This window comes from Pectobacterium sp. F1-1, assembly GCF_025643735.1.
GTDB classification, from domain to species: domain Bacteria; phylum Pseudomonadota; class Gammaproteobacteria; order Enterobacterales; family Enterobacteriaceae; genus Pectobacterium; species Pectobacterium colocasium.
Map to the genome: position 1 here is coordinate 1340620 of NZ_CP104733.1, position 11732 is coordinate 1352351.

Annotated in this window: 16 protein-coding genes and 1 riboswitch; of the genes, 4 read left to right on the forward strand and 12 right to left on the reverse strand. The window is 51.8% G+C overall.

The window, feature by feature from the left end; genetic code table 11:
* Positions 1-142: 142 nt before the first annotated feature.
* The gene (locus NAL19_RS05775; protein ID WP_225087304.1) at positions 143-370 is read left to right on the forward strand and encodes a DUF1272 domain-containing protein; all 228 of its coding nucleotides are present in this window, start codon (positions 143-145) and stop codon (positions 368-370) included.
* Between the two features lie 94 nt (positions 371-464).
* On the opposite strand, the gene NAL19_RS05780 is transcribed toward NAL19_RS05775, so the two are convergent.
* The 4 genes from NAL19_RS05780 to NAL19_RS05795 are packed head-to-tail and all read right to left on the reverse strand — an operon-like array spanning position 465 to position 2836.
* Positions 465-656: a YpfN family protein gene (locus NAL19_RS05780; protein WP_015839454.1), complete on the reverse strand. Its 192-nt coding sequence runs from the start codon at positions 654-656 to the stop codon at positions 465-467.
* A 2-nt stretch (positions 657-658) separates the two neighbouring features.
* A complete protein-coding gene (locus tag NAL19_RS05785) occupies positions 659-1333 on the reverse strand; it encodes a M15 family metallopeptidase (protein WP_263059056.1) in 675 nt (224 codons plus the stop codon).
* Positions 1330-2457: a succinyl-diaminopimelate desuccinylase gene (dapE, locus tag NAL19_RS05790; RefSeq protein WP_263059058.1), complete on the reverse strand. Its 1128-nt coding sequence runs from the start codon at positions 2455-2457 to the stop codon at positions 1330-1332. The genes NAL19_RS05785 and dapE overlap by 4 nt, the downstream gene beginning before the upstream one ends.
* Position 2458: 1 nt before the next feature.
* A complete protein-coding gene (locus NAL19_RS05795) occupies positions 2459-2836 on the reverse strand; it encodes an ArsC family reductase (RefSeq protein WP_263059060.1) in 378 nt (125 codons plus the stop codon).
* Positions 2837-3069: 233 nt separating this feature from the next.
* On the opposite strand from NAL19_RS05795, the gene ypfM reads away from it, so the two are divergent.
* Positions 3070-3129 carry a protein YpfM gene (gene ypfM / locus NAL19_RS21780; RefSeq protein ID WP_137739554.1) on the forward strand — a complete coding sequence of 20 codons (60 nt, stop codon included), beginning with the start codon at positions 3070-3072 and terminating at the stop codon, positions 3127-3129.
* A gap of 165 nt (positions 3130-3294) precedes the next feature.
* On the opposite strand, the gene NAL19_RS05800 is transcribed toward ypfM, so the two are convergent.
* Entirely contained in the window at positions 3295-4005 is a 711-nt protein-coding gene (locus tag NAL19_RS05800) for an aspartate/glutamate racemase family protein (protein WP_263059061.1), read from the reverse strand.
* A gap of 218 nt (positions 4006-4223) precedes the next feature.
* Between NAL19_RS05800 and cspE the strand changes: the two genes are divergently transcribed.
* Entirely contained in the window at positions 4224-4433 is a 210-nt protein-coding gene (gene cspE, locus NAL19_RS05805) for a transcription antiterminator/RNA stability regulator CspE (RefSeq protein ID WP_005976270.1), read from the forward strand.
* 97 nt (positions 4434-4530) lie between these two features.
* On the opposite strand, the gene crcB is transcribed toward cspE, so the two are convergent.
* Complete coding sequence (gene crcB, locus NAL19_RS05810; protein ID WP_225087310.1) at positions 4531-4914, reverse strand: fluoride efflux transporter CrcB; 384 nt, start codon at positions 4912-4914, stop codon at positions 4531-4533.
* An 85-nt stretch (positions 4915-4999) separates the two neighbouring features.
* Positions 5000-5105: riboswitch (Fluoride riboswitch) on the reverse strand.
* Positions 5106-5336: 231 nt separating this feature from the next.
* Here crcB and tatA point away from each other — a divergent pair.
* Complete coding sequence (gene tatA / locus NAL19_RS05815; RefSeq protein ID WP_039498795.1) at positions 5337-5534, forward strand: Sec-independent protein translocase subunit TatA; 198 nt, start codon at positions 5337-5339, stop codon at positions 5532-5534.
* Positions 5535-5616: 82 nt separating this feature from the next.
* Here tatA and lipA read toward each other — a convergent pair whose 3' ends face one another.
* The 6 genes from lipA to mrdB form a co-directional block, all read right to left on the reverse strand.
* On the reverse strand, positions 5617-6582 hold the full coding sequence (gene lipA / locus NAL19_RS05820; RefSeq protein WP_225087311.1) for a lipoyl synthase: 966 nt from the start codon (positions 6580-6582) through the stop codon (positions 5617-5619).
* A 227-nt stretch (positions 6583-6809) separates the two neighbouring features.
* A complete protein-coding gene (gene lipB, locus NAL19_RS05825; protein ID WP_263059077.1) occupies positions 6810-7493 on the reverse strand; it encodes a lipoyl(octanoyl) transferase LipB in 684 nt (227 codons plus the stop codon).
* Between the two features lie 193 nt (positions 7494-7686).
* Positions 7687-7950: a DUF493 family protein YbeD gene (ybeD, locus tag NAL19_RS05830; protein ID WP_194429800.1), complete on the reverse strand. Its 264-nt coding sequence runs from the start codon at positions 7948-7950 to the stop codon at positions 7687-7689.
* A 150-nt stretch (positions 7951-8100) separates the two neighbouring features.
* Positions 8101-9312 (reverse strand): D-alanyl-D-alanine carboxypeptidase DacA, encoded by a 1212-nt coding sequence (gene dacA / locus NAL19_RS05835; RefSeq protein ID WP_225087313.1) that lies wholly within the window; start codon positions 9310-9312, stop codon positions 8101-8103.
* Positions 9313-9478: 166 nt separating this feature from the next.
* Positions 9479-10597: an endolytic peptidoglycan transglycosylase RlpA gene (rlpA, locus tag NAL19_RS05840; protein WP_225087314.1), complete on the reverse strand. Its 1119-nt coding sequence runs from the start codon at positions 10595-10597 to the stop codon at positions 9479-9481.
* Positions 10598-10610: 13 nt separating this feature from the next.
* Positions 10611-11723, reverse strand: coding sequence for a peptidoglycan glycosyltransferase MrdB (mrdB, locus tag NAL19_RS05845; RefSeq protein ID WP_015839464.1), 1113 nt, complete (start codon positions 11721-11723; stop codon positions 10611-10613).
* Between the last annotated feature and the right edge of the window lie 9 nt (positions 11724-11732).

An 11732-nucleotide genomic window follows, 5' to 3' on the forward strand; every position in this document is an offset into this window, starting at 1 on the left:
ATTCTGGTGAATAAACCTCATTTGCATGAAGGTCGGTTTCTGGTAGAAAAGAATCTCCGTCTCCTTCACTACTCTTTGTGCAATAGCTACAGAAAAGTGACAGCGAGGGACCGATTATTTTTTGTTGAATCAGGATAAGCCGATGCTGGAATTACGCCCTAATTGTGAGCACTGTGACTGTGATTTACCGCCAGATACCGAAACGTATATCTGCTCCTATGAATGTACGTTCTGCCCAGACTGTGCGGATACCGTCTTTCATCACGCCTGCCCGAACTGCGGCGGTGAGTTAGTCAAACGGCCGGTGCGTCCGGCACGCTGTCTGGTTAACGATCCGGCCTCAACGATTCGTATCGTCAAACCGCACTGAGCGGGCGGAACGTTTTGTTCCCGCCGCGTGAGAATCCAAACCGCCCGCAGCGTGAGGCTTAACTCGCGTGCTGGCGGTTTGGCGATGACCCGTATCAGGGTTTTTTCTTCGGCCAGTCGTCGTCTTCATCATCCCATTTATCGTTGTTGTCACGATGCGGGGGCAATTTGGGTTTGTTGAGCAGAAAACGCGTGTGGTCAACGTTGCGCAATTCTTTGATGCCGTTAATCAGCATGCCTATCAGGATAATCAGGATTATCCACCAGTAATCAGCCAGCCATGCCATGGTTACGCCTCATCAACATTATGAATATAACGGGTAAACAGCTGCGGCAAGTTCTGGCAAAGCCAGTGGTAGCCTGCAATATCTTCATCTTGCCAGGCGGCAAGAATGAGGTCGGGTGTAAGCTGTTCTTCCGCATGCTGTGCTAATGGATAATAGCTGATATGCCAGGGTTCGACTGCGACACCGCCGAGATCGTGCGCATAAGGCCGATAAAAACCGTATTCATGCATGTGCGCGCTCAACCACGCGTTCAAGGCGGCAAAATAACCGCCTTCTTCATATTCCCACGGTTCTAGCTGGAGCGAACTGCCTGCGGGTAATAAATCGGGATCGTAGATATCGAGATCGCTGCCCCAGTGGTGGCGGCTGGAGCCGGGCATGGCAGACCAGCGTAGAATTGCTTCACAGCGCTCGGCGTCGTCCAGAGCTGACACATCCAGAGGCTGACTGTTTGCATCCATGACGGGACGTTCACCGCGAAACTTGCCATTCCAGATTTGACGCTGGCGTTCGAAATCCCGAAACGTACTGGCGGGCTGTAGGTTAAATCCTGCGGTTTTTGCCGCCAGCTGTAGCGCCAGAAATGCCGTTACCGCCTCCGGTTGAAGGCGATGGCGACCGTCTAAAGCGACCAGATGCTGGTCGCTTTTACCGGTTAACATAGCTGACGTCATCATGCGATGAGCTGCTCCATAATGCGCTGGTACATCCGGCTCAGTAGCTGCAAGTCTGCCGCGCTGACGCATTCGTCCACTTTATGGATTGTGGCATTGACGGGGCCGAGTTCAACCACCTGTGCGCCCATGCGAGCGATGAAACGGCCATCGGAGGTGCCACCATTGGTCAGCAGCTCTGGAGTCACCTCGTTGTAATGCTCGACGGCATTCACTACGGCATCGACCAGTTCGCCGCGAGCGGTCAGGAACGGCTGGCCGGAGAGCTTCCAGTCGATGGTGTAATTGAGCTGGTGACGATCCAGTAATTCTGCGACGCGCTGCTGGATTAGCGTATCTGTTAATTCGGTGCTGAAACGGAAATTGAACTGCACAAACAGTTCGCCGGGGATGACGTTGTTGCTGCCGGTGCCTGCCTGAATATTGGCAATCTGCATGGTGGTTGGCGGGAAGAAATCGTTGCCCCGATCCCACTCGGTGGTGATCAGCTCGTTAAGCGCTGGTGCGGCACGATGAACAGGGTTGTCCGCCAGATGAGGATAGGCAACGTGTCCTTGTACGCCGTGTACGTACAGGTTCGCCGTGATAGAACCACGACGGCCATTTTTTACCACATCACCCACAACATGCGTACTCGACGGCTCGCCGACCAGACAGTAGTCCAGGCGTTCGTTGCGTGCCATCAGCGCCTCAACCACTTTTACCGTGCCGTTAACGGCGCTGGCTTCTTCGTCCGACGTAATCAGGAACGCGAGACGCCCTTGATGATTCGGGTGAGCGGCGACAAAGCGCTCGGCGGCAATCACCATTGCTGCCAGCGAACCTTTCATATCCGCGGCACCGCGACCGTACAACATACCGTCACGGATGATCGGTTCAAACGGTGGGTGCTGCCACTGGTTTTCATCCCCGCTGGGAACCACATCGGTGTGTCCGGCGAAGGCCAGCGTTTTTCCCGCACCGCGCCATGCCCAAAAGTTCTGGGTATCGCCAAAATCCATTGCTTCGACGGTAAAGCCAATCGCCGTCAGGCGTTCAATTATGAGCGCCTGGCAGCCCTCGTCATTCGGGCTAAGGGAAGGGCGTTTAATTAACTGTTGAGCGAGCTCTATGACTGGGCAAGACACGTTATTGGTTCTCCGCAATAAATTTCTGGTAGCTGTCGATACTAAACCCAAGCAGCGCGTTACCGCCATCGGCAACCAGCAACGGTCGTTTAATCACCGCTGGTTGTTCCAGCATCAGGCTTTTGGCGGCCTCTGCGCTGTCACGAGTATCGCTATTGATTAATTCACGTCGTTCCTCACTGAGCTTACGCCAGGTCGTTCCGCGTGTATTGAGTAAAGCCTGAAACCCCAGTTGGTCGATAAAACGCTGTAGCTGCTGTTCATCCAGACCGTCGGCACGGTAATCATGGAAGCGATACGCCACCTGTTGATCGTCCAGCCAGCGGCGCGCTTTCTTTATGGTGTCACAGTTTTTGATGCCGTACATGGTCAGCGCCATAGGGGTAAAATCCTTTCTGCTTATTGGGTTGCATGACGATCGCTGTTCTCGACAGCGCGGCCTGATGAGGCCTAATCGGGCGATAGCCCAGCATGCCGAAAAAAGGCGGGGAGATCTACTGTGAACTGTGTAGCAGAAATAGGCGGCAGTACGCTTTTTATACTTTCATAATACTTTTACCTGATTAAAAAGTGTGCGTATAATGCGTCGCCGTTAATCACCAAGAGGTTCGCATGGTAGAAGTAGAAGTGAGTACTTGGAAAGATTTTATTGAAGCAATGTTACGTAAATAATAACGAGAAGTACTGTTAGTCATTGCATACCAGGAATAAAATCATATGAATAAGCAGTATTGAGTCTCTCAATACTGCTTTTTTTCTATCCAAAAAGGGGAAACTTGAGTGAATAAAAGAGGGTATTATTAAGCTTGCGAACGAAATTCATTTTATCCAATTAATTCATGTGGATGATTGGTTAAGCGCAAATTTCGCAGCGGCAATCGCGTGAAGTTTGCTGGTGTCAAAAAGAGGAACTGTCGCATCCTGGGCGCTGATTAACAGCGGAATTTCCGTACACCCCAGAATGATGCCTTCCGCGCCTTGCTGTTCAAGCTGCTGGATAATGTCCCGATAGGCCTGCCGCGAGGTGTCGTTAATGTTCCCCAGACACAGTTCGTCGTAAATGATGCGGTTAACGATTTCCTTTCCCTCATGATCGGGAACCATCACCTCCACGCCAAATCGTTCCTGAATGCGCTGGCGATAGAAATCCTGCTCCATCGTGTAGCGGGTTCCGAGCAGGCCGACTTTCTTCAATCCGTGCTGTTTCAGGCTGGTACCGGTGGCATCGGCAATATGCAAAAGAGGAAGCTGGCAGGCACGTTCAACGTCATCGGCCACTTTATGCATGGTGTTGGTACAGATGACGATAGCGTCTGCGCCAGCCTGACGTAATCCTACTGCGATATTGCTGAGTAAAGCGGCTGACTGCTCCCAATCACCTTGTGACTGCAACCGTTCGATCTCGTGGAAATCGACGCTGTGCAGGATGATTTTGGCGGAGTGCAGGCCGCCAAGTTGGCCTTTCACATACTCGTTGATCATGCGGTAATACGGGATGGTGGATTCCCAACTCATTCCCCCGATCAGACCCAGCGTTTTGCTTACCATGGTGTCTTCCTTCGATATCATAAAAAGTGATGAATCGGCCAGAACCGAGCGCTCTGCGTTCTGCATCGGGTTAAAATAGGGCAGCGTGGTCGTCCGGTATATCTTTTTAGCGATTTTTATCACTTTTTATCCAACTTCAACTGGACAAAAGGCCAATCTATTGTTGTACTGTACCCGACACAGATTTTGTGTCTTTCATTCATGTAAAGGTAAGTTTGATGTCTAAGATTAAAGGTAGTGTTAAGTGGTTTAATGAGTCCAAAGGCTTCGGTTTCATTACTCCTGAAGATGGTAGCAAAGACGTGTTCGTACACTTCTCTGCCATCCAGAGCAATGGTTTCAAAACTCTGGCTGAAGGTCAGCGTGTAGAGTTCGAAATCACTGACGGTGCCAAAGGTCCTTCTGCTGCTAACGTTAACGCTATTTAATTATACCGATTTCGTGAAAAACCCGCCTACGGCGGGTTTTTTTTGCTTCATTTTCCACGTGCTATCAATTTTCACGTGCCATCAATTATCAAAAATATCAGTGCGTTGTCACCCACGTGACCAGAGCAAACGCCAGCGCGGTCATCAGTAACGATCCCGCCAGATTCAACAACACATGTAACCCCGCCGCTGCCAGCTGTCCGCTTTGCAGAAACATGACAACCTCTGCGGAAAAGGTAGAAAATGTTGTTAGGCCGCCGCATAGCCCGGTGGTAATCAACATTTTCCAGCCCTGATCGAGATGAGGATGGCGCAGGAAGAAAGCGAGGGCGCCGCCAATCACAAAGGCGCCAATCAAGTTGGCAAGTAAGGTACCCAGCGGCAGCGTTGGATACAGATTATTAAACTTCATTCCGAGTTGCCAGCGTGCCACGCTGCCAACTCCGCCACCAATAAATACCGCGAGTAATGTACTAAACATAGAAACCTTTCCTGGATTATTTGTGCTTAGGGCGTTTTTGTCATCTCGAAGAGTATCGGGCAGGACGCTACGCCCTCTCTGCGAGGTGGACGTAGACATCATTAGCCAAGTGGCGGTTGTACCCTGTCGTTCAGTCTGCCAGCGTTTTTGGTGGCAATAGGGTAGGGAGGAATGTCATCTCCGCTTTGGAGGGAAAAGTTTACGTCGTCGGACAGTTTTTTTGTAGTGATACCGAGGGAAAAGTTGTAAACCAATCTGAATGCGTGTGAAAGCGCTTTTCCCGCGTCTTACTTTGTTACAGATGGCGATTGTATCGTGTTGCGTAAGGTTTTACATAGAAGGCATAGGATAAAAAGCATTGCTCCGACAAGAATAGTCTCGTTTGCTGGCGTCTCCAGCCTCTGTAAATCAGGTAGGTTTGTATGGAAGGTATCAGTATTGCCAAACTGTTGGTGATTGGCGCATTAATCATCCTGCTGTTCGGTACGAATAAACTTCGTAGCTTAGGCGGTGATTTGGGCGCGGCGATTAAAGGCTTTAAAAAGGCGATGAATGACGATCAACCGGCAAAAACGGATGATACAGCAGCGCTGCATGATTCATCTCGTAAAGAATCCTGATTGCCCATCACACAGCAAAACGGACGGCTATTGCCGTCCGTTTTTTATTCCACACAAAAAATGTGTAAAAAACTATGAGCGCTTATTTTACTTCGATGCCTTTTGCCTGTAGGTCGGCATGGTAAGACGAGCGAACAAATGGGCCGCAGGCTGCATGGGTAAAGCCCATCGCCATCGCTTCGGCTTTCATCTCATCAAATTCATCCGGGCTGACGTAACGCTGTACTGGCAGATGATGGCGGCTAGGCTGTAAATATTGTCCCAGCGTCAGCATCGTCACTCCGTGGCGGCGCAGGTCGCGCATGACTTCCACGATTTCAGCATTGGTTTCTCCCAATCCAACCATCAGGCCAGATTTGGTCGGGATATCCGGGTGCGCGTTTTTGAAGTTCTCCAGCAACTTCAGTGACCACTCATAATTCGCGCCAGGGCGAACCTGACGATAAACGCGCGGTACGTTTTCCAGATTGTGGTTGAACACATCCGGTGGCGTGGCGGTCAGGATCTCTAACGCGCGATCCATACGGCCGCGGAAGTCTGGCACCAGCGTTTCGATGCGGATATTCGGGTTTTTACGGCGAATGGCGCTAATGCAGTCCGCAAAATGCTGCGCTCCGCCATCGCGCAGGTCATCACGGTCAACCGAGGTGATCACCACATAGCGTAAACCCATGTCATGGATAGTCTGTGCCAGTTTCTCAGGCTCATTCGCATCCGGCGTAAGCGGGCGGCCGTGGGCAACGTCACAGAACGGGCAGCGACGCGTACAGATGGCGCCCAGAATCATGAAAGTCGCGGTGCCGTGGTTAAAACACTCTGCCAGATTCGGACAGGAGGCTTCTTCGCAAACTGAGTGCAACCCGTTTTTGCGCATGGCTGCTTTGATTCCCTGAATACGGCTTGAATCTGCCGGAAGTTTAATCTTCATCCATTCAGGTTTGCGCAGAATCTCTTGGCGTTCGGTAACGACGGTACGTACCGGGATTAGCGCCATTTTATCGGCATCGCGGTATTTGACGCCGCGTTCGATCTGAATCGGTTTACTCATGTTTGCGTAAGTTCCAGTTCTGAATCGTTTCTTTAAATTTGTTATCCAAATTCAAAGGATTATGTTTTTGGTTAAACTTTTTTTTAAAAAACTCTAAAAATTATATCATCTTGCCTAACCACAATCAGCCTTTGCGCGATCAAAATGAATAAATTATGTGAATAAAATGTAATTTATCAAGACGCGATAGTCTAACCGGTTGATTTTCATCGACAGGATGAAACTTGTTAACCAGGAAGCGGCTCACCCTGTATGTCCAGATTCCACGGAATAAACTCGGGTGCGGAATAGCCAACTTGCTGTAAAAAGGTGTTCACTAGCACGGGGGATGTGTCATCCAGCGTGACGCCCGCTACCAGATCGCTGATTTGCGTCATTTCCATACCAGCGTAACCACATGGGTTGATACGCAGGAAAGGGGAGAGATCCATGGCGATATTGAGCGCTAACCCGTGGAAAGAGCAGCCTTTGCGAATACGCAGTCCCAGCGAGCAGATTTTACGTTCGCCCACATAAACGCCGGGCGCATCAGGGCGCGCATGGGCGTCAATATGGAAGTGCGCCAGTGTGCCAATCACGGTATTTTCAATGGCAGTGACGAGCTGACGAACGCCAAGCTTACGGCGCTTCAGATCAATCAACACGTACATGACCTGCTGGCCAGGGCCGTGGTAGGTCACCTGACCGCCTCTGTCGCTCTGAATGACGGGGATGTCACCGGGCATGAGGACATGTTCGGCTTTTCCCGCCTGACCTTGTGTGAATACGCGGGGATGCTGAACCAGCCAGAGTTCGTCTGGGGTATTCTCATCGCGTCGGTCGGTGAAATTATGCATCGCCAGAGAGACGGGTTCATATGGCTGTACGTCAAATTGGCGTACGATGATCTTATCCTGTAGCAAGTGTGTCATCTTCAGGTTAAGGAAAGGTGGGAGGATTATAACGGCGGGAGGCCTCAGCGAACAGCACTATGCAAATTATGTAGTGCAAAACGTGGGTGGCACAAAACTACGCACGATAATTATGGCATCACAAAACTATGCCGTGCTCGCTAGTTTTCCCGCTCGTTCTTTTTACTGCGTGATTCTTACAGAACCCTATGCCTTACAGAACCATGCGCACGATGTTGATGTTGCCCAGTTCTTCGTACAGCGTTTCCACCTGCTCAATGTGTGTCGCAGTGATGGTGATGGAAACGGAGTGATAATTCCCTTTGCTGCTGGGTTTGATCTGCGGCGTGTAGTCGCCTGGCGCATGACGTTGTACCACTTCAACGACCAGATCGACCAGCTCTGGTTTTGCCTCACCCATGACCTTGTAGGTAAAAACACAGGGGAATTCAAGCAGTTCGTTTAATTTGGTTTTCATTTGCGCTCCAGAGAGGGTAATACGTCGGCATCATCCCGACGGTATTAGCACTGACATAAGTACATTATACTAAAAAATAACACTCCCGCGTTGTGCGGGAGTGATGGATGCTATCTATATGGGGACGTTTTAGCCCCAGACAAGGGGGGATTAGCCGAACCAGTGGTGGAACATCAATTTGATGTAGTCGATCATGCGGCCAAAGATCCCGCCTTCTTTCACTTCGTTCATGACTACCAGCGGGCGCTGGTCGATCGTTTTGCCATCCAGTTGGAAGTTGATGGAACCCACAACCTGATTTTTCGCTAACGGCGCGTGCAGTTCTGTGTTGTCCAGAACATAGCTGGCTTTCAGATCTTTCATACGGCCGCGTGGAATAGTCAGGTAGGCATCTTTCTCAACGCCCAGCGCCACGCGGTCGCTGTCGCCAAACCAGACGGGTTCGGAAGCGAATTCTTTGCCTGCTTTCAGCGGCGCAACGGTTTCAAAGAAGCGGAAGCCCCAGGTCAGCAGCTTTTTACTTTCTGATTCGCGTCCTTTGGCATTACGACCACCCAGTACCGCTGAAATCAGGCGCATCTGACCTTCTGTTGCCGAGGCGACCAGATTAAAGCCGGCTGATGACGTATGACCCGTTTTGATGCCGTCAACATTCAGACTGGAATCCCACAGCAAACCGTTACGGTTAGGCTGGCGAATGTTATTGAACGTGAATTCTTTCTCTTTGTAGGTCGCGTATTCTTCTGGCACATCGCGGATCAGCGCCTGGCCGATCAAAGCCATATCACGCGCCGAACTGAACTGGCCGGGCGCATCCAGACCGTGTACGGTTTCAAAATTGGTATTTTGCAGTCCCAGCGCCTTCACGTAACCGTTCATAAGGTTAACGAAAGCGTCCTGGCTGCCGGCGACGTAGTCGGCCATCGCGACACAAGCATCATTACCGGATTGCAGGATAATACCGCGGTTTAATTGGGAGACGGGAACACGGTCGCCCGGCTTCAGGAACATCAGGGAAGAGCCCTGGAAGGTCGGGTTGCCAGTTGCCCAGGCATCTTTACCGACGGTAACGATGTCGTTCGGGGTGATTTTTCCTGATTTAATGGCTTGACCAATGACGTAGCTGGTCATCATTTTCGTTAAGCTGGCCGGATCGCGGCGCGTGTCGGCATTCATTTCCGCCAACACTTTCCCAGAGTTGTAATCAATCAGGATGTAGGATTCAGCATCGATTTGCGGAACGCCGGGGATCATCGTTTTGAGATTGATATCTTCGGCATAGGCAAAGGAAGTGGCACTAATGGCGAGCAGTGCGCCAAGCGCAGTACGCTTAGTAAAACGAGACGTGTTTACAGTATTCATGATTGGAACAACAACATCCGTGGGTATGAGTTAAAAAACGAGCCACACTATAGCAGATGGGCAATAGGCCGGCATCAGACATTACGTTACGTGATTTTGCAAAAGGGCGGTATGTTCAATGCCATAGCCGCCGTTTTCGCTGCGCAAGTCTGCCGGTTATTCGCTACTAAAGTGTGCTGGGTGCGGCGGTAATAAACGACTGCTGCTGAGCTTCGACTGACAAACGTTGTTGAAGTTCAGCGGCTTGCTGACGATTCTGGAATGGCCCCAGTTGGATACGGTACAGCCCGCCGCTCGCTGTGACTTTACCGGCTACGCGGAAGCGTTCGCTCAGGCTGCGTTGCCAGGTTTGTGCACGCTGCTGATCGCTCAGCGCCCCGACCTGAACCACATAGCGCCCCGTAGCAGACGGTGTCGTTGCGGCGGGTGCGGCAACGGCAGCCGCTGGCGCGACGCTCAGTGGCGCTGCGGATGAAGACGGCGTTGCCGCCGGCGTCACGCTGGACTCAACCACGCCAGCGCGCAGCGCGGAAGGCGCTCCCAAAAAACCACCGCTGTGCGACGGTGCGCTGCTTTGCGGCTGTGTGCTTTCTGCTGGCACGCTCAGGCTGCTATTGCTGATTGGGCGAACGGCGCTGTTCGGCGTGGGGGATGTCGATTCCATCATGGGGGTACCCAGCCCGCTAGCTCCGAAGCTTGGGCGTTCTGGCAGGGCGAAGCTTTGCTTCGCGACGGTGGTGCCCACGGTTCCGGGGCCGGAGAGCGTGCCGTCTGGTGCGACGTTGATGAAATCCACTTTTACTTTGGTATTGTTCGAGATATTCAGCCGATCGCCTGCGGCTTTCGACAGATCGATAATTCTACCCGGTGTATACGGTCCGCGATCGTTCACACGCACAACCAGACGACGACCGTTGCTCAGGTTGGTGACGCGGACATAGCTCGGCAGCGGCAACGTCGGGTGCGCGGCGGTGATCGCATTCGGATCAAACGTCTCGCCGATTGACGTGCGGTTACCGCTGGCTTCTTCGCCGTACCAGGCGGCTAAGCCGGTCTCGCTAAAGTTTTGCGGATCTTTGACAATTTTATAGCTCTTGCCTTTGATGCTGTAGTCTTGCAGCGTCCCCTGATTGTAGGGTTCGTAACGGGGTTCCGCACCGCCGATTTCCTCAACGGGGCCGCTATAGACCTGAGTCACGGGCGGAGCAGGCTGCCGCTGTTCCGTCGTGGTACAGGCAGCAAGCGCCAGAGTTGCTACGCCGATCCAAAGCCAATCCTTACGCATTGCTCACCTCGTGTTATAAATTTTTGGATAGCAGTTTGCGGTGAGTATGTATCGACATGACGATACCGAACCCCGCCATTAAGACGACCAGCGCCGATCCGCCATAGCTGATTAGCGGTAGCGGCACGCCAACGACGGGAAGTATACCGCTGACCATCCCGATATTGACGAAAACATAGAAAAACAGAATCAGCATCAGCCCGCCGACCATCACCCGGCCGAACGAGGTTTGTGCATTAGCGGCAATGACCAGACCGCGCATGATCATGAACAGATACATCGCGAGCAGAATCAAAACGCCGATTAAGCCGAGTTCTTCTGACAGCACGGCAAAGATAAAGTCGGTGTGGCGTTCGGGCAAAAACTCTAACTGAGACTGTGTGCCGTGCAGCCAACCTTTTCCAGACAGGCCACCAGAGCCTATCGCAATTTTCGACTGAATAATATGGTATCCGGCACCAAGCGGATCGCTTTCTGGATCGAGCAGCATCATCACTCTGGCGCGCTGATAATCATGCATCAGGAAAAACCAGAGTATAGGAATAAACGCGGCGAGTAGCAGAACGGCGATACCAATTAAACGCCAGCTCATACCAGCGAGGAAAAGCACAAACAGCCCTGATAGCGCGACCAGAATTGAGGTGCCTAAATCCGGCTGTGCGGCAACCAGCAGCGTAGGGACAAAAATCAATACCAGCGCGATTGCCGTATTTTTTAGTGACGGCGGACACATATCACGGTTGATAAAACGCGCAACCATGAGCGGTACGGCGATCTTGGCGATTTCCGACGGCTGGAAACGGATAAAGCCCAGATCCAGCCAGCGCTGTGCACCTTTACTAATCTGCCCGAAAATATCCACGATGAGCAGCAAAATAACGCAAAAGACGTAGAGGTAGGGAGCCCAGCCCTCATATACGCGGGGTGGGATTTGCGCCATCACGATCATCACCGTAAACCCCAGTACGATTTGAACGACTTTTCGCTCCATCATACCGACGTCTTGCCCGCTGGCGCTCCATAAGACAAATAGGCTATAGCCCAGCAGTGCCAGGATGCAGAGAAGAAACGGGAGGTCGATGTGGATTTTCGCCCAGAACGATCCCTTTTGTTGGCTATCGGTCATGACTGTTTG